15 protein-coding genes are annotated in these 16,993 nt (G+C 59.5%); 4 read left to right on the top strand and 11 right to left on the bottom strand.

Features of this window, described 5'->3' with window-relative positions:
* Positions 1 to 45 precede the first annotated feature (45 nt).
* Together VDP81_RS15170 and proC are read right to left on the bottom strand one after the other, a co-directional pair.
* Positions 46 to 1,164: a high-affinity branched-chain amino acid ABC transporter substrate-binding protein gene (locus VDP81_RS15170; RefSeq protein WP_322995043.1), complete on the bottom strand. Its 1,119-nt coding sequence runs from the start codon at positions 1,162 to 1,164 to the stop codon at positions 46 to 48.
* Between the two features lie 176 nt (positions 1,165 to 1,340).
* Positions 1,341 to 2,186 (bottom strand): pyrroline-5-carboxylate reductase, encoded by an 846-nt coding sequence (gene proC / locus VDP81_RS15165; RefSeq protein WP_322995044.1) that lies wholly within the window; start codon positions 2,184 to 2,186, stop codon positions 1,341 to 1,343.
* A gap of 222 nt (positions 2,187 to 2,408) precedes the next feature.
* On the opposite strand from proC, the gene ugpB reads away from it, so the two are divergent.
* From ugpB to VDP81_RS15145, 4 genes are read left to right on the top strand one after another with little or no spacing between them, the layout of a single operon-like run.
* Positions 2,409 to 3,734 (top strand): sn-glycerol-3-phosphate ABC transporter substrate-binding protein UgpB, encoded by a 1,326-nt coding sequence (gene ugpB, locus VDP81_RS15160; protein WP_322995379.1) that lies wholly within the window; start codon positions 2,409 to 2,411, stop codon positions 3,732 to 3,734.
* A 3-nt stretch (positions 3,735 to 3,737) separates the two neighbouring features.
* On the top strand, positions 3,738 to 4,619 hold the full coding sequence (gene ugpA, locus VDP81_RS15155) for a sn-glycerol-3-phosphate ABC transporter permease UgpA (RefSeq protein WP_322995045.1): 882 nt from the start codon (positions 3,738 to 3,740) through the stop codon (positions 4,617 to 4,619).
* Between the two features lie 17 nt (positions 4,620 to 4,636).
* A complete protein-coding gene (gene ugpE / locus VDP81_RS15150) occupies positions 4,637 to 5,479 on the top strand; it encodes a sn-glycerol-3-phosphate ABC transporter permease UgpE (RefSeq protein ID WP_322995046.1) in 843 nt (280 codons plus the stop codon).
* Positions 5,480 to 5,492: 13 nt separating this feature from the next.
* Complete coding sequence (locus tag VDP81_RS15145) at positions 5,493 to 6,575, top strand: sn-glycerol-3-phosphate import ATP-binding protein UgpC (RefSeq protein ID WP_323012750.1); 1,083 nt, start codon at positions 5,493 to 5,495, stop codon at positions 6,573 to 6,575.
* A 128-nt stretch (positions 6,576 to 6,703) separates the two neighbouring features.
* Here the strand turns inward: VDP81_RS15145 and VDP81_RS15140 are convergent, their stop codons facing one another.
* From VDP81_RS15140 to glnA, 9 genes are all read right to left on the bottom strand, one after another.
* Positions 6,704 to 7,825, bottom strand: coding sequence for a branched-chain amino acid ABC transporter substrate-binding protein (locus VDP81_RS15140; protein ID WP_322995048.1), 1,122 nt, complete (start codon positions 7,823 to 7,825; stop codon positions 6,704 to 6,706).
* Between the two features lie 123 nt (positions 7,826 to 7,948).
* Complete coding sequence (locus VDP81_RS15135) at positions 7,949 to 8,473, bottom strand: Dps family protein (RefSeq protein WP_322995049.1); 525 nt, start codon at positions 8,471 to 8,473, stop codon at positions 7,949 to 7,951.
* A 97-nt stretch (positions 8,474 to 8,570) separates the two neighbouring features.
* Positions 8,571 to 9,527: a LysR substrate-binding domain-containing protein gene (locus VDP81_RS15130; RefSeq protein WP_322995050.1), complete on the bottom strand. Its 957-nt coding sequence runs from the start codon at positions 9,525 to 9,527 to the stop codon at positions 8,571 to 8,573.
* A 32-nt stretch (positions 9,528 to 9,559) separates the two neighbouring features.
* Positions 9,560 to 11,629, bottom strand: a complete 2,070-nt coding sequence (recG, locus tag VDP81_RS15125) for an ATP-dependent DNA helicase RecG (RefSeq protein ID WP_322995051.1) — start codon at positions 11,627 to 11,629, stop codon at positions 9,560 to 9,562.
* Between the two features lie 22 nt (positions 11,630 to 11,651).
* Entirely contained in the window at positions 11,652 to 12,038 is a 387-nt protein-coding gene (locus VDP81_RS15120) for a Rid family detoxifying hydrolase (RefSeq protein ID WP_322995052.1), read from the bottom strand.
* Positions 12,039 to 12,108: 70 nt separating this feature from the next.
* Positions 12,109 to 12,885, bottom strand: a complete 777-nt coding sequence (locus VDP81_RS15115) for a ferredoxin--NADP reductase (protein WP_322995053.1) — start codon at positions 12,883 to 12,885, stop codon at positions 12,109 to 12,111.
* A gap of 129 nt (positions 12,886 to 13,014) precedes the next feature.
* Entirely contained in the window at positions 13,015 to 14,595 is a 1,581-nt protein-coding gene (ntrC, locus tag VDP81_RS15110; RefSeq protein WP_323012749.1) for a nitrogen regulation protein NR(I), read from the bottom strand.
* A complete protein-coding gene (glnL, locus tag VDP81_RS15105) occupies positions 14,592 to 15,545 on the bottom strand; it encodes a nitrogen regulation protein NR(II) (RefSeq protein ID WP_323012748.1) in 954 nt (317 codons plus the stop codon). Before glnL ends, ntrC begins: the two co-directional genes overlap by 4 nt.
* 9 nt (positions 15,546 to 15,554) lie before the next feature.
* On the bottom strand, positions 15,555 to 16,967 hold the full coding sequence (gene glnA / locus VDP81_RS15100) for a type I glutamate--ammonia ligase (RefSeq protein ID WP_322995056.1): 1,413 nt from the start codon (positions 16,965 to 16,967) through the stop codon (positions 15,555 to 15,557).
* Positions 16,968 to 16,993 lie beyond the last annotated feature (26 nt).

The raw sequence follows: 16,993 nt of genomic DNA, 5'->3' as shown, positions 1-16,993 counted from the left end.
GCCAGGAAAATGGCCCCGACAAAACGCCAGGGCCTGCCGAACCCTTTAGGGTTGGATCTGGGTCATGTTGCCGTCAGCATCCCACTTGAATACGGCAAATTCAAAGTGCTTCAAGTCACCCTTTGCATCGTAGTCGACTTTGCCGATACTGGTATCGAAGCTGGTCTTGTGCATGTAGTCGGCGACCTTCTCGGGGTCAGCGCCCACGGCATTGATACTGTCGGCCAGAATCTGCATCGCGGCATAGGCGGTCATGGTGAAAGCGCCATCCGGACTGCGGTTGAATTTCTTGAAGTTTTCGAGGATTTGCTCGTTGCCTTTGCGCTTGGTGAAATCGGCCGGCAGGGTAACCAGCAGCTTATCAACAGCCGGCCCGGCAATGGCGGACAGATCCTTGTTGGCGACGCCCTCGGGACCCATGAACTGGGTATCCAGGCCTTGTTCACGCGCCTGACGCAGCAACAGGCCGAGTTCGGGGTGATAGCCGCCAAAGTAGATCAGGTCGGGACCCAGTGCCTTAAGCTTGGAGATCACAGCGGAATAATCGCTGTCACCCACGTTAATGCCCTCGAACATGGCGATGTTGACATTGGCATCCTGCAATGCTTTTTGTACCTGGGTGGCAACGCCAGAGCCATAGGTTTGCTTGTCGTGCAGAATGGCGACTTTTTGGGGCTTCAGCTGTGTTGCGATGTAATCGGCTGCAAACGGACCCTGTTGATCATCGCGACCAATCGTACGGAAGAAAAAGTGCGGCTTGATGGTGTCGGTGACCAGCGGCGAGGTGGCGCCCGGAGTAATGGCCACGATGCCTTCTTGCTCGTAAACGTTGACGGCGGGTACCGTGGTGCCCGAGCATGCGTGAGCGACGGCGAATTTAGCGCCGGAGTTCACGACGCGGTTGGCGGCCGGGACGGCCTGCTTGGGTTCGCAGCCATCGTCAATCAGCAGGGCTTCGATTTTCATGCCCTTGATGCCGCCGGCTTCGTTCATGGCATCAATGGCGGTAAGTGCGCCAGCCTGAATTTGATCGCCGTATTGGGTATTGGGGCCTGTCATCGGTTGCGGGATACCGATTTTCAGCGTGTCGGCGTGGGCTCCAGCAGCCAGCGACAAAGCGCCAAATGCCAGAACGACAGGGGTGATGCGCAGATTGAACTTCATTCGTAATGTCTCCGGTAGAGGCGCCACTGACTTTGTTATGAACCTGATTGGATCAAACAGCCAGGGGCACTAAGCCTTGATTTTTGCTTCCGCCCTGAGCGGCAGGCGTATTCTGCAGGCTTAGCCCCCTTGTGTCACTACGGTTAATCCCTGATTTTTAATTATTTCAGGGTTATTCAGGAGCCGACGGGATCTGAATACTGTTTGGCCAGTTGGGCCGCGCGCTGGGTGGCTGCCGCTACAGCCTGATCCACGGTGGATTTCAGCGCGTGGCGCTGGAAGACTTCGAGCGCAGCCGCAGTCGTGCCGCCTTTCGAGGTGACGCGTTCGCGCAGCACGGCGGGACTGTCCGGTGACAAGGAAGCCAGCTGGGTGGCCCCATGAAAAGTGGTCAGGGCCAGCTGTCGAGCCTGGTCTGCCGACAAGCCCTGATGGATACCGGCTTCGATCAGGGCTTCGAGAAACAGGAATACATAGGCGGGACCGCTGCCTGAAACGGCTGTCACCGCATCGATGGCCGCATCATCGGGTACCCACAGAATATCGCCCACCGCTTGTAAAAGCTCTTCGGCCAGCAATCGGTCAGCAGTGCTGACGGCATCCAACGCCATCATGCCGGTCATGCCGCTGGCAATCAGGGCGGGCGTATTGGGCATACAGCGCACGATACGCTCATAGGGTGCATCCGCCGTCCCCAGCCAGCGGGCAATCGCCTGCCCCGGAATACCAGCAGCAATGCTGATGACCAGGGTATCCGGGCGCAGCCAGGCACGACACTGCTGCACGACTTGCGACATGATTTGCGGTTTGACCGCAAAAAACCAGACATGGCACTGGGCCAGGCGCTTGTCGGGGGCGCTGGCCGTGGTGGTGCCCAGGGCATCCCAGCGCAGTCGGGTGTCATCACCAGGGTCGATGACATGCACATTGGCGGCCGCGCAACGCCGTCCGATCAGGCCACTGGCCAGGGCATTGGCCATATTGCCGCCGCCAATCAGCGCGAGAGTAAGGTTCTTATCCATAGCGTACGATTGTAAAGGCATCATGCACTATCCGACACCCTGCCGGGGCGAGATTTCAAACGCGGGTTCATGCTACAAGAACGTCACTCATCCTGCGTTTTTGGCTGCCGGATGAACGTCTATCTTGTGGCAAACAGGGATTGTCAAAGCTGACATGAACTGGTCACAATAGCTTCCTACAATCCCCTCGTCGCCGCCCTTGGCTATTGACCGGGGGAGGCTATCAAGGAGAACCAAATGGCATTTCCCTTTACACGCATGACAATTTTGGCCGCTTTGCTGGCCAGCGCCGGTGTCGCCCAGGCGGCGACCACGGTCACCTTCTGGCATTCCATGGAAGGCCCGCTCGGTGAACGTGTCGACGCCATCGCCAAGGACTTCAACGCCAGCCAATCCGACTATGTCGTCAATCCGGTCTACAAAGGCGCCTACGGCGAATCCATGAATGCCGGAATCGCGGCATTCCGCGCTGGCAACGCCCCCGACATCCTGCAGGTCTTCGAAGTCGGTACCGCCACCATGATGTACGCCAAAGGCGCTGTGCAGCCTGTACAGGCCCTTTCTGAAAAGCTGGGCGACCCCATCAACCCGGGTGACTTTCTCGGGGCCGTCGGGGGCTATTACTCGTCCCCAGAGGGCAAGCTCGTCTCCATGCCTTTCAACAGCTCGACCCCCGTGCTGTACTACAACAAGGACGCCTTCAAGAAAGCCGGTCTGAATCCTGATGCCCCGCCCAAGACCTGGCCGGAACTGGCCGAGGCCGCGAAAAAACTGCGCGCAGCCGGCATGGAATGCGGCTACTCCACCGCGTGGCCGTCCTGGGTGCTGCTCGAAAACTTCGCGGCCTGGAATAACATCCCATATGCCTCCAAGGACAACGGCTTTGGCGGCTTGGACGCCCGGTTGCTGCTGGAAAGCGAACCCTTCAAAATGCACATGAACTTCCTGGCCAATATGGCCAAGGCAGGCGAATTTACCTATGGCGGGCGTGGTGATGCAGGCAACGCGCTGTTTACCTCCGGCAAATGCGGCATGTATACCGGGTCCAGCGGCATGCGCGCATCCGTCATTAAAAGCGGCCTGTTCGAATTCGGCACCAGCACCCTGCCCTACTACCCGGATCTGCCTGGTGCACCCCAGAACTCGATTATCGGTGGGGCTTCACTGTGGGTCTTTTCGGGTAAGTCCGACGATGCCTATAAAGGCGTGGTGAAATTCTTTAAATTCCTCGCCAGTCCGGCCCAAGCCGCCGCCTGGCACCAAGGTACCGGCTATGTGCCTGTCACCAAGGCTGGCTACGAAGCGACCAAGGCTTCCGGTTTCTACGAGAAAAACCCAGGCACTGAAGTCGCCGTGAAGCAGCTCGACGCCGATACCACGGCTAATTCCCGGGGTATCCGCCTGGGTTATCTGCCGCAGATCCGTGACATAGAAGACAGCACCATGGAACAAATCTTTGCGGGCAAGGTGTCCGCCGAAGATGGCCTGTCCAAGATGACCACGGAAGGCAATGCCTTGCTGGAACGCTTCGAGAAAAGCGTGAAATAAACCATGGAAAAGCGCGTCGTCTTCCGTCATCGGACTCTGCCCTGGTTGTTGCTGGCCCCTCAGTTGGCCATTACGCTGGTCTTTTTCTTTTGGCCGGCCGGGCAGGCCATGTGGCAGTCGTTTCGCCTGGAAGACCCCTTTGGCCTGTCTTCGCAGTTTGTCGGGCTGGAGAACTTCGCCGACCTTTTCGCCAACGATGATTACCTGGCCTCGTTTCGCACGACGGCCTGGTTTTCCACGCTGGTGGCGGTGGGGGGGTTGGTCATTTCGCTGCTGCTGGCGGTCATGGCCGATCGGGTGGTACGGGGCGCCGCGCTTTATAAAACACTATTGATCTGGCCCTATGCCGTGGCTGCCGCCGTGGCTGGGGTGCTATGGCTGTTTTTGTTTTCCCCGTCCGTGGGTATTTTGGCCGTGGCCATGATGGAAATAGGCCTGCAATGGAACCCTCGCCTGGATGGGGAGGATGCCATGGCCCTGATCGTCTTTGCCTCCATCTGGAAACAGGTCTCTTACAACTTTCTGTTTTTCCTGGCTGGCTTGCAGTCCATCCCTAAATCGCTGATCGAGGCGGCCGCGATTGATGGCGCAGGGCCGGTGCGTCGTTTCTTCAGCATTGTCTTTCCCTTGCTCTCCCCCACCAGTTTCTTTCTGCTGGTGATCAACTTCATCTATGCCTTTTTTGACACCTTTGCCGTCATCGACGTTGTGACCCAGGGTGGCCCTGGCCGCGCCACTGATATTTTGGTCTACAAGGTCTACAACGCGGGCTTCAAAGGCCTGGATCTGGGGTCGTCTGCGGCCCAGTCCGTGATTCTGATGCTGATCGTCATTGCCCTGACGGCTATTCAGTTTCGTTACGTCGACCGCAAGGTCAATTACTGATAAGGACGCAGATCATCATGGTAGAACGTCGTCCTATTCTGGATCTGATTTCTCACGCAGTCCTGATCCTGGGGGTGCTGGTCATTGCCTTCCCCTTGTATGTGGCCTTTGTCGCCTCTACCCAGACTGCCCAGGAAGTCGCTCAGGCGCCCATGTCGCTGATTCCTGGATCGCATTTTTTCAGCAATTATTGGGCCGTGTTGACCGGCAGTGCGATCAATACCCCACCCGTGGGGCGCATGCTCTGGATCAGCACGTTCATGGCGCTGGCGATTGCCATCGGCAAGATTTTCATTTCTATGCTGTCGGCATTCGCCGTGGTGTATTTTCGCTTTCCGTTGCGCATGCTGTGCTTCTGGATGATTTTTGTCACCCTGATGCTGCCGGTCGAGGTGCGCATTGCACCGACCTACGCCGTGGTGGCTGACCTGGGCATGCTCAACAGTTATGCCGGGCTGACCCTGCCTCTGATTGCTTCAGCGACGGCCACCTTTTTATTCCGGCAGTTCTTCCTGACAGTGCCAGACGAACTGGTCGAAGCCGCCCGCATCGATGGTGCCGGTCCAATGCGCTTTTTCAAGGATATTCTTTTTCCCTTGTCGCGCACCAGTATTGCCGCCTTGTTCGTGATTCAGTTCATCTATGGCTGGAACCAATATCTTTGGCCGCTGATCATTACGACCCAGGAAAACATGTACCCCGTGGTGGTGGGCATCCGGCGCATGATTGCTGGGGGCGACAGCGTCACTGAATGGAACCTGGTCATGGCCACCGCCTTGCTGGCCATGGTGCCGCCGGCAGCCGTGGTCATCCTGATGCAAAAGTGGTTCGTCAAGGGCCTGGTAGACACAGAAAAATAGGATATGGGCTGACATGACAACCCTGAGCTTTCGCAATGTACGCAAAACCTATCCGGGCGGCGTAGCCGTCATTCACGGCATCAGCATGGAAATTCACGATGGCGAATTTGTCGTCATCGTAGGTCCGTCCGGCTGCGGTAAATCCACGCTGATGCGCATGGTGGCCGGCCTGGAATCCATTACCGACGGCGAGATCCTCATCGGCGATCAAGTGGTGAATAATCTGGAGCCCGCCGAACGCAACATTGCCATGGTGTTCCAGAATTACGCACTCTACCCCCACATGAGCGTCTTTGACAATATGGCCTACGGACTGAAAATCCGCCGCATGGACAAGGCCGAGATCCACCGCCGCGTAGATGACGCAGCCCGCATCCTGGAGCTCGATCATCTGCTGGATCGCCGCCCCAGGCAATTGTCCGGGGGCCAGCGCCAACGCGTGGCCATGGGACGTGCCATCGTGCGTGATCCCTCTATTTTTCTGTTCGACGAGCCATTATCCAATCTGGATGCGAAGCTGCGGGTGCAAATGCGCCTGGAGATCCAAAAACTGCATCAGCGCCTGAAGACCACCAGCCTGTATGTCACGCATGACCAGGTAGAAGCCATGACCCTGGCGCACCGCATGATCGTGATGAATCAGGGCATCCCTGAGCAGATCGGCACGCCCGCCGAGGTCTTTGAACGCCCTGCGACGGTCTTTGTCGCCAGCTTTATTGGCTCACCCCCGATGAATCTGCTGCAGGTCAGCCTGGACGCCCAGGGCCGCCCCCAGGGGCCGGATGGACAGGTATTGCCCGTCCCCGCACCGGCTACCGCTCCATCCGATGGCGCCCAACTGATTCTGGGCTTGCGGCCCGAGCATCTGCAACTGGGTGCAAGCGGTCTGCAAGCCCAGGTCGACATGGTCGAAGTGCTGGGATCAGAGCAACTGATTCATGCCTCTTGGGGCAAGCAAAGCCTGATCCTGCGCTGCAGTGTCGCCGAAACCCGCGACCATCCCCTGAAAACAGGGGATACCATCAGCTTTGGGCTGGATGGACAGCACCCGGCGCACTGGTTCGATGCCAGTACCGGCAAGCGCCTGGAATCCTGACTGAGTTCACCGTTCGAATTCACCATTGAAAAAAGCCTCTTTGCAGAGGCTTTTTTGCGCCTGCCCGAAGACAGGCCAAGCGAGTGGATCACAGACCCGAACCTGAAGTCCGGGCCTGCTCAAGGCGCTTATTTATAGACGGACTTGTTGCCGTCGGCATGCCAGGTAAAGACATCGAACTTAAAGGATTTCAGGTCGCCCTGTTTGTTCCAGGAGATGTCGCCAATCGGGGTCTTGACATCATTGGCGTGCAGCCAGGCAGCGACCTTGGTGGGGTCATCTGCGCCTGCGCCCTTAATGCCGGCCACGATGGCATCCACAGCAGCATAAGCGGTCAACTGGAAGGCACCGCCCGCGTTACGGCCTTTGGCCTTGAAGGCCTCGACCACGGCAGCGTTGTCCGGGTTGGCGGTGAAGTCGGCCGGCAGGGTAACCAGCATGCCTTCGACTGAAGGACCAGCAATGGCATTGATGTCGGGGTTACCCACGCCTTCCGGGCCCATGAACTTTGCATTCAGGCCTTGTTCGGCACCTTGGCGCAGCAAGAGACCCATTTCGGGGTGATAGCCGCCATAATAAATAAAGTCGGCGCCTGCGGATTTCAGTTTTGTGATGATGGCGGAGTAATCGCTGTCACCGGCATTGATCCCCTCGAAGAGGACGACCTTCACACCGGCCTTTTCAAGATCAGCCTTGACGGCGGCGGCAATGCCCTGGCCGTAGGACTGTTTATCGTGCAGGACGGCCACGGCCTTGGGTTTGATTTTATCGACGATGAATTCCGCAGCGGCGGGACCTTGTTGGTCATCACGGCCAATGGTACGGAAAATCATGTCGTAGTTCTTGCCATCCGTGACTGCCGGCGAGGTGGCAGACGGAGAAACCATGACGACGCCTTCGTTGTTGTAGACGGGCGCGGCTGCAATCGTAGCGCCCGAGCACACATGCCCGACCACATAATGGATTTTCTCATTGACGACGCGGTTGGCGACGACTGGACCCTGTTTGGGTTCGCAGGCATCGTCGATCACCACGGCTTCGAGTTGATTACCCAGCACACCGCCATTGGCGTTGATGGTTTCGATTGCCGTGTCCACGCCTTCTTTGACCATATCGCCGTATTGCGTCAGTGCCCCGGTGTAAGGCCCCGCAATAGCGATCTTGATTGTGTCAGCGGTCGCTGCGGAAGACATCATCATGCCAGCGGCAAGCCCTAGTGCGGCCACCATCGGCGTCAAGCGAATGTTCATACAACCTCCTGTGAAAGACCCAGAAAGAATACACGAAACCCCGGCGAGTGGATGCAGGTTCGTACGGGGGTTTTCCCCGAATTCGGGCGATTCGAGTCCGAATTCGAGTCCGAAAGAGCGAGATCAGGCCAGCAAACTGCGCAGCATCCAGGCGTTTTTCTCGTGAATGTCCAGGCGCTGCGTGAGCAGATCGGCCGTGGGCTGATCACTGACTTTATCGGCACACTGAAATGCCTTGCGGGCAGTTTTTGCCACGGCTTCGTTGCCCTGCGTCAGGAGCTTGATCATGTCCTCGGCGGAGGGGACAGAGTCGGGTTCGGCGATGGAGCTGAGCTGGGCGTATTCGGCATAGGTGCCAGGGGCGTAATACCCCAAGGCACGAATGCGCTCGGCGATGGCATCCAGTGCCTGCCAGGCTTCTGTGTACTGATCCATGAACAGATTATGCAGCGTACTGAACATGGGGCCGGTGACGTTCCAGTGGAAATTATGCGTCATCAGGTACAGGGTATACGTATCTGCCAGCGTCTTGGAGAGTTCGGCCGCGACGGCAGCACGGTCTTTTTCAGACAGGCCGATATCAATAGGCAGGCCGCTGGAAGCCACCAGGGATTTTTTCGAACTGGATTTCTTGTCGGTTTTTGTCATGAAATACTCCCTTATGAATAGACCAAATCAGAATAGCACAGGGGGATAACCCTAGGGCTTGGTGAATATAAAAAATATAGACAGGGCTTGTGTCTTGTCAAGCCTCGGCCAGGCTGGTCTCGATGGAACCGTCCAGCCAGTTGACACCCGGCATGCCGCAATGGCGCACTGCCTGAGCCAGCGCCTCGATGGCCGCCAGGCGCGGGAAGCTCTTGCGCCAGACCAGCACGACCCGGCGGTCCGGCACGGGGGCGGCAAAGGGCACGAAACGCAGCAGCTTGCTTTCGTCGCCCTGCACGCCCAAGGCGCTGGCCGGCATCACAGTAATGCCGATGCCCGCCGCCACCATATGGCGGATGGTTTCCAACGAGGAACCCTCGAAGGTGCGCTGTATGCCTTCGCTGGACGCTGAATAGCGGGAAAGCTCGGGACAGACCTCCAGCACTTGGTCGCGAAAGCAATGCCCCGCTCCCAGCAGCAGCATGGTTTCTTCTTTCAGGCGTGAAGACGGAATCATGGATTCGTGCGCCCACGCATGGTCATGCGGCAAGGCCACATAAAAAGGCTCGTCATAGAGCGCGCACTGGGCCAAGCCGGTATCCGGCAGAGGCAATGCCACGATGGCGCAATCGATCTCTCCTTGGCGCAGCAGTTCCAGCAGGCGCGTGGTGTAGTTTTCCTGTAGCAGCAAGGGCATCTGGGGCGTGCGGCGGATCTGCTTGGGCACCAAATGCGGCAATAAGTACGGCCCCACGGTATAAATCACGCCCACGCGCAGCGGCCCCTCCAGGGGGTCATGCCCCTGGCGTGCGATTTCGCGCAGGTTAGCGGCTTCTTCAAGCACCCGCTGGGCCTGGGTGACGACGCGCAGGCCAATGGGGGTGATGCCGATTTCAGTGCCGCCGCGTTCGAACAGCACAATCCCAAGTTCTTCCTCGAGCTTGCGGATCGCCACCGACAGGGTCGGCTGGCTGACGAAGCAGGCTTCGGCGGCGCGACCAAAATGGCGCTCGCGGGCAACAGCGACAATATATTTCAATTCGGTCAAGGTCATGATGTTCCTTCGGGCATTCGGGCAACCAGGCCTTAGCTGCGTAAATACTGGGTCGCACCCGCCATCCAGCGCTGTTGGTGGGCTCGGGCTTGTGCTGGAAAATCGGCACTGAGCCACGCAGCGGCTTCGCGGGCTTGTTCCAGCAAGGCCTCGTCGGCCTCCAGGTTGGCAAAGCGCAGCAGGGCCTGGCCCGACTGTCGCAGTCCCAGCAGCTCGCCAGGCCCGCGCTGGGCCAGGTCTCGGCGGGCAATCTCAAAGCCATCAGTGGTTTCATAGAGCGCACGCAAACGGTCCCGCGCCACCGAGGACAAGGGGGATTGATACAGCAGCACGCAGGTGGATTCGCGCTGTCCGCGCCCTACCCGCCCGCGCAACTGGTGCAGCTGCGCCAGGCCAAAGCGCTCGGCGTGCTCGATCACCATCAGGCTGGCATTGGGGACATCGACGCCGACTTCAATGACCGTGGTGCTGACCAGCAAATCCAGCTGCCCATCCCGAAAGGCCGCCATGGTGTCGGTCTTTTCCTGGGCGGGCAGGCGTCCATGCATCAGGCCGACGCGCAAATCGGGCAAGGCCTGGCAGAGATGGGACCAGGTATCAACGGCAGTTTGCAACTGCAGGGCTTCGCTTTCCTCGACCAGCGGACAGACCCAATAGGCCTGCTGGCCTTCCCGGATGGCAGCCGCTACATGGGCGAGTAATTCTTCACGGCGAAAATCGGCAAACAGCCGGGTGCGTACCGGCGTACGGCCCGGCGGCAGCTCGTCCAGAACGGAGACATCCATGTCGGCGAAAAAGGCCATGGCCAGCGTCCTGGGGATAGGCGTGGCGCTCATGCTGAGCTGGTGGGCGAACCAGGCGTCCTGATCGCCCTTGCGACTGAGGGCCAGGCGCTGACCCACGCCAAAGCGGTGCTGCTCGTCGCTGATCACCAGGCCCAGGGCGTGAAATTGAACCTTGTCCTGGATCAGGGCCTGGGTGCCAACCACCAGACGGGCTTCGCCGGATTCGATGGCCTGCAAAGCCTGGCGCCGCTTGGCCGCAGGCAGCGACCCCGTCAGCCAGGCAAGCTGGATGCCCAAGGGCGTGAACCAGTCGGTGAACTTACGCCATAGCTGTTCGGACAGCAGCTCTGTGGGCGCCATCACCGCCACCTGGACTCCGGCATCCATGGCCTGGGCTGCCGCCATGGCAGCAACCAGGGTCTTGCCGCTGCCAACGTCGCCTTGCAGCAAGCGATGCATGGGGTGGGGCTGCGCCAGGTCGGACAGGATTTCGCGGATGGATTTTTCCTGGGCCGCAGTGGGCGCAAACGGCAGCAAGGCACGCAATCCGTCCAGCAAATCGCCTTGCCCATTAAGGGCCTGACTACGCTGTGCGCGACGCGCGGCGCGGGCATCGGCCAAAGCCAGTTGCTGCGCCAGAAGTTCGTCGAACTTGATGCGTCGCCAGGCCGGGTGGTCATGTTCAGCCAAGGAGGACAGCGAGATCTCCGGGCCCGGATGATGCAGCAAGCGCAGGGAGCTTTCGAAATCAGCCAGCTGATATGTCTGGCGCACTTCCAGCGGCAAGGTGTCATGCAGATCAGCCTGGTCCAGCGCCCTGGCAATCGCCTTGCGCAGACTGGGCTGGGACAGGCCCTGGGTGGTGGGATAGATAGGCGTCAGCGTGTCTGGCAGCGCCGTGCCGGGCTCGGTGACCAGGGGGTGAATGATCTCTGGCCCCTGATAACCCATGCGAATTTCGCCGCGCACCCGTACTCGTCGCCCTGCCCGCAGGCGGGCCAGTTGACCAGGATAGGCGTGCAGCCAGCGCAGCTGCAGTTGCCCCGAGCCATCGGACAGCAGCGCCTGCAGTTCGCGCCGGGGCTGCTGCTGCATCTGGCTATGCAGAATCTCACCCTCGAAGAGCGCATGCACCCCGGCGCGGGCCTGCGCCAACGGAGTCACCCGGGTTTCATCCAGATAGCGCAGCGGCAGATGCACAATGAAGTCTGCCGTGGTGCGCAGTCCCAGGCGCTCGAAGAGCCGGGACTGCGGGGTACTGTCTGTGGATGGCCGAGGGCGTCCGGGTGCCTGCGTGCTGGTCGCAGCGGGGGACATCTGACGGGAAAACCCAGCCCGATCAGAGCGCCAGAATGGCTTCGACCTCGAATTGGGCGCCTTTGGGCAGGCTGGCCACGCCGATGGTGGAACGGGCCGGATAGGGCTGCGGAATGATCTCGGCCATGATGGCGTTGGCGCTGGCGAACTTGCTGAGGTCAGTCAAAAACAAGGTGAGCTTGACGACATTGTCCAGCGTCCCGCCTGCTGCCTGGATGACGGCCTGCATGTTGGTAAAGGACTGGCGCACCTGGCCTTCGAAGTTTTCCGAGACGAGTTCGCCGGTGCCGGGTTCCAGGCCGATCTGACCGGACAGAAACACCAGACGGCCCGCTGTGGTGCTAACCGCCTGGGAGTACGGACCGACCGCTGCCGGGGCCTTGTCGGTGTGAATGATTTCTTTGCTCATGAGGGCTGTCCTGAATTAAGTTATACAACTATCGGATTCTACCAATCAATAGCGAAGAACAAAAGATCCCTTATTTTTCGGCAAAGGCGCGTTCGTAAACATAGTCACCGGGCTCGCCGACCCCAGGCGACACCACAAAGCCCCGGGCATCCAGCATGGCGCGAATATCCGTCAGCATGGCGGGGCTGCCGCAGATCATGGCACGATCCCGGGCGGGGTCCAGTGGCGGCAGGCCGATATCGGTAAATAACTGTCCGCTTTCGACCAAGGTGGTCAAACGACCCTGGTGAATATAGGGTTCGCGGGTGACAGTCGGGTAATAAATCAGCTTTTCACGCACCATTTCGCCCAGATATTCGTCCTGGGGAAGTTCCTGGGTGATGTAGTCGGCATAGGCCAGTTCACTGGTAAAGCGCACCCCATGCATCAGAATGATCTTGTCGAAACGGTCATAGACGTCGGGGTCTTTGATGATGCTGAGAAACGGCGCCAGGCCCGTGCCCGTGGCAAACAGGTACAAGTGCTTTCCTGGTTTCAGGTCGTCCGCCACCAGGGTGCCCACGGGCTTTTTGCTGACCAGGACAGCATCGCCTGGCTGCAAATGCTGCAGACGCGATGTCAACGGACCATTGGGGACCTTGATGCTGAAGAATTCAAGGTTTTCTTCGTGGTTGGCGCTGGCAATGCTGTAGGCACGCATCAAGGGCTTGCCCTCGACCTCCAGGCCCAGCATGAGGAAATGCCCATTATGAAAACGCAGACCGGGATCGCGCGTGGTCTTAAAGGAGAACAGCGTGTCGTTCCAGTGGTGCACGCTAAGGACTTGCTCGGAAATAAAGGCGGCCATGTCAGGGAATAGAGATGCAGTCGATACGTATATGGTAAGGCCTGAAGGGCTTAGTACAAGCCCTAGCCTGACAGACTGTGGGGATTTGCTTGATTTGGCTCAAGCTCAGGCCGTTTTCAACCCATTGTACTAAGGAGCATCGGGATAAGTCGAGCCATCGCCCGATGCGGCCGCATCCAGCGCCAGTGCCTGGGCTTTGCGCGTCAGGGTATTGCGCCCTATCCCCAGCATGGCGGCTGCCCGCCCCCGCTGGCCCTCCGCATGCAATAGCGCCTGGCGCAGCAGGACCCGATCGAACTCACCGCGCAGGCTTTCGTAGACATCGGGGCGATGCTGCGACAAGCTGGCGGCTGCCTGGACAGCCAGCGCCTGCTGCCAAGTACCCGCAGGCCCGGCACCGGGCGGGACGGCGCTTGATGATGATGGTGCATCTATCGCACCCGGAACGCGTGCATTGGCCGCCGTCGGGGCGGTGCGTGCCGCCGGATCGCCAGTGTTCAGAACCTCGGGGGGCAGATCCTCGGCCCGGACCCAGGCTTCATGGCTCATGACGGTCAGCCATTGGCAGATATTTTCCAGTTGGCGGATATTGCCGGGATACTGAAACCGCTGCAAAGCCTGCAAGGCCTGGGGGCTGAGGATGCGTACAGGCACCTGCAGTTGCTTTGCTGCCTGCTGCAGAAATTGCTGGGCCAGCAATTCTATGTCTTCCGGACGCTGTCGCAATGGCGGCAGGCGCAGGCGGATGACATTCAGCCGGTGAAACAAGTCCGCCCGAAAACGTCCCTGCATGACCCGATCTTCCAGGGGCTGGTGGGTGGCGGCGACGACCCGGACTTTGACCTTGATCGGACGGCTCCCCCCTACTCTGTAAAAACTGCTCTCGGACAGCACGCGCAGCAGTCGGGTTTGCAGCTCAGCCGGCATATCGCCGATCTCATCGAGGAACAAAGTCCCGCCGTCGGCCTCTTCGAAACGGCCTCGGCGCATCTGGACGGCACCCGTGAACGCGCCACGCTCGTGGCCAAACAGCTCTGCTTCCAGCAGATCCCGGGGAATGGCGGCCGCATTGACGGCAATGAATGGCCCCGATGCCTGACTGCTGTGCTGGTGCAGCGCACTGGCGACCAGTTCTTTGCCGGTGCCGGATTCGCCCGTGATCAGGACGGTCGCGCTGGATCTGGCCAGCCTGCCGATGGCGCGAAAGACCTCCTGCATGGCCTGGGACTTGGAAGGCAACAATAAACCCGTATCGCCCACAGGCTGGGGCATTGGCTGGATCTGGCGAATCAGGCCCGGCGCCAGCGATGTTTCGGCCGGTTTGCCCTGTGTACTGCCCGCCGCCCGGGCAATCAGGGCAAGCGCAGCCTGTATATCAAAAGGCTTGGCCAGATAGTCAAAAACCCCTTGGGAAAATGCAGCCACCGTGGTGTCCAGGTCGGTATAGGCAGTCATCAGAATGACCGGCAGCGTCGGCAGGCTCGCCTTGACGCGGCTGAGGACCTGAAAGCCATCCAGGCCGGGCATGCGTACATCCGATACCAGCACCGCCGGTGCCTGGGAGTCTTCGGCCGAGGATAAGTCCTCGATGGCTCGAACCAGCGCATGGCCGTCGGTAAAGCAGCGCACGGGCCAGCCTGATTTATCCAGGGCTTTTTCCAGCACCCAGCGCATGCCTGGCTCGTCATCCAGAATCCAGATTGATTTCATGGCCTGTCCAGGGGCAGCAAGAAACGAAACTCCGTGAGGCCGGGCTGTGAGTCGAATTCCAGTACACCGCCGTGCTGTTGCAAGCAAGCCTGGGCGAGGTTCAAGCCCAGCCCGCTGCCCTGTGCGCGCCCTGTCACCAGCGGATGGAAGACTTTGTCCTGCAAGGCCACAGGTACGCCAGGGCCATTGTCCATGACCCCCAGCAGCAAGCCCAGCCGGTGCTGACCCTGCAGCAGGACAGGTTGATGCAGGATGCGGGTGCGCAGCTGCAAAGTAGGCGCCTGCACGGCCTCTGCTTCAGTCAGGGCCTGGGCGGCATTGCGTACCACATTCAACAAAGCTTGCAGCAGACGATCCCGATCAGCCCAGATATCCGGCGCCGAAGCGTCGTAATCCCGGATCACGGTCAACTGCTGGCCGAATTCAAGCTCGATCAAAGCCAGGACACGTTCGCAGATTTCGTGAATATTGAACTGTATTGGCTCAAAATCCTGACGCTGCGGCGACACCAGACGAGTGACCAGATCGGCAAGGCGGTCTGCTTCCTCGATGATGACTCGGGTGTAATCATGCAAATCATCGCGTGTGAGCTCCATGTCCAACAGCTGGGCCGCCGCACGCAGGCCAGCCAGGGGATTGCGGACTTCATGGGCCAGATTGCGCAGGGTTTCGCGCTGGGCGGCCTGGTCAGCCAGGGCCTGCAGGCGGTCTTCATAACGCCCGCCTTGGTGGACGGGAATTTCCAACAACCAGGCCCAGGGGGGCGACGACAGTGGCGTCTTCAGGAAACTGGTCTGATCAGCCAAATATGGCGCCGCCGCCTGGCCATGCAATTGGCGGCGCGAAACCCCCAGCAAAGTCTCTGCCGCAGCATTGGCAAAACGAATCCGGCCGGACTCGTCCAGCAGCAAAACCGCTGTTTGCAGTATTTCGAAGCCGGACGGGTCCATGGGATAGGGTCAGAGCGCGTAATACATATCGAATTCAACCGGGTGCGGTGTTACCCGCAGACGATCGAGTTCGACGGCCTTCAGATCGAGATAGGCATCCAGCAAGTCATTGCTGAACACCCCGCCCCGGGTCAGGAACTCCCGATCCCGATCCAGCGCTTCCAGGGCCTGCTCCAGCGATGAGCAAACGGTCGGGATCTTGGCGTCTTCCTCGGGTGGCAGGTCATACAGGTTTTTATCTGCGGGATCGCCCGGATGGATTTTGTTCTGCACCCCATCCAGGCCGGCCATCATCAGTGCCGAAAATGCCAGATAGGGATTGGCCAAGGGGTCCGGGAAACGCGCTTCGACGCGCCGTGCCTTGGGGTTGCTGACGTAGGGAATGCGAATGGAGGCCGAGCGATTGCGCGCTGAATAGGCCAGTTTGACGGGGGCCTCGTAGTGCGGCACCAGACGCTTGTAGGAGTTCGTGCCTGGGTTCGTGATGGCATTCAAGGCGCGGGCATGATGAATAATGCCGCCGATGTAGTACAGCGCAAATTCGGACAGACCGCCATAGCCATTGCCGGCGAACAGGTTTTGGCCGTCCTTCCAGATGGACTGGTGTACGTGCATGCCCGAACCGTTATCCCCCACCACAGGCTTTGGCATGAAAGTCGCCGTCTTGCCGTAAACATGGGCGACGTTGCGAATCACGTACTTCATGATTTGAGTCCAGTCGGCACGCTGCACCAGCGTAGAGAACCGGGTGCCGATTTCCAGCTGGCCGCAGTTACCGACTTCGTGGTGATGGATTTCCACGGGCACGCCCATTTGTTCCATCAACAGGCACATCTCCGAGCGCATGTCGGCAAAAGAGTCAATCGGCGGCACTGGCACGTAGCCGCCCTTGATGGCTGGCCGGTAGCCCAGATTGGTGCCGTTGGCATCATCGGCATTGGACCAGGCCCCTTCGTTGGAATGGATTTTGACGAAACTGCCGGACATATCGGCCTTCCAACTGATGCCATCGAAGACGAAGAATTCTGGCTCTGGGCCAAAATAAGCGGTATCGCCCAGCCCGCTGGATTTCAGGTAAGCCTCGGCGCGGCGTGCCAGCGAGCGTGGGTCGCGGTCATACCCCTTGAGGTCAGAGGGTTCGACCACATCGCAGGTCAGAATCAGGGTGGACTCCTCGCGGAAAGGGTCCATGCGCGCTGAGGTCGCATCGGGAATCAGCACCATATCCGAGGCCTCGATGCCCTTCCAGCCGGGCAAGGATGACCCGTCGAAAGCCACGCCGGACTCCATCCGGTCCTCATCCACCTGGCTGGCAGGGACGGTCAGGTGGTGTTCCCGACCCAGGGTATCGGTAAAGCGAAAATCCACGAAGGTGACTTCGCGCTCGGCAATGAGCTGAATGACGTTTTCTGGGGTGGACATGAGGGCTCCTGCGCCAAAAATATATG

The sequence above is a fragment of the Castellaniella sp. genome, assembly GCF_034675845.1.
GTDB lineage: Bacteria > Pseudomonadota > Gammaproteobacteria > Burkholderiales > Burkholderiaceae_B > Castellaniella.
This window is presented reverse-complemented; position numbering and strand designations above follow the sequence as displayed.

Excerpts from the sequence above, each read along its gene's own strand:
- VDP81_RS15170 (WP_322995043.1), bottom strand. The coding sequence starts at position 1,164 with ATGAAGTTCAATCTGCGCATCACCCCTGTCGTTCTGGCATTTGGCGCT.
- proC (WP_322995044.1), bottom strand. The coding sequence starts at position 2,186 with ATGGATAAGAACCTTACTCTCGCGCTGATTGGCGGCGGCAATATGGCC.
- ugpA (WP_322995045.1), top strand. The coding sequence starts at position 3,738 with ATGGAAAAGCGCGTCGTCTTCCGTCATCGGACTCTGCCCTGGTTGTTG.
- ugpE (WP_322995046.1), top strand. The coding sequence starts at position 4,637 with ATGGTAGAACGTCGTCCTATTCTGGATCTGATTTCTCACGCAGTCCTG.
- VDP81_RS15145 (WP_323012750.1), top strand. The coding sequence starts at position 5,493 with ATGACAACCCTGAGCTTTCGCAATGTACGCAAAACCTATCCGGGCGGC.
- VDP81_RS15140 (WP_322995048.1), bottom strand. The coding sequence starts at position 7,825 with ATGAACATTCGCTTGACGCCGATGGTGGCCGCACTAGGGCTTGCCGCT.
- VDP81_RS15135 (WP_322995049.1), bottom strand. The coding sequence starts at position 8,473 with ATGACAAAAACCGACAAGAAATCCAGTTCGAAAAAATCCCTGGTGGCT.
- VDP81_RS15130 (WP_322995050.1), bottom strand. The coding sequence starts at position 9,527 with ATGACCTTGACCGAATTGAAATATATTGTCGCTGTTGCCCGCGAGCGC.
- recG (WP_322995051.1), bottom strand. The coding sequence starts at position 11,629 with ATGTCCCCCGCTGCGACCAGCACGCAGGCACCCGGACGCCCTCGGCCA.
- VDP81_RS15120 (WP_322995052.1), bottom strand. The coding sequence starts at position 12,038 with ATGAGCAAAGAAATCATTCACACCGACAAGGCCCCGGCAGCGGTCGGT.
- VDP81_RS15115 (WP_322995053.1), bottom strand. The coding sequence starts at position 12,885 with ATGGCCGCCTTTATTTCCGAGCAAGTCCTTAGCGTGCACCACTGGAAC.
- ntrC (WP_323012749.1), bottom strand. The coding sequence starts at position 14,595 with ATGAAATCAATCTGGATTCTGGATGACGAGCCAGGCATGCGCTGGGTG.
- glnL (WP_323012748.1), bottom strand. The coding sequence starts at position 15,545 with ATGGACCCGTCCGGCTTCGAAATACTGCAAACAGCGGTTTTGCTGCTG.
- glnA (WP_322995056.1), bottom strand. The coding sequence starts at position 16,967 with ATGTCCACCCCAGAAAACGTCATTCAGCTCATTGCCGAGCGCGAAGTC.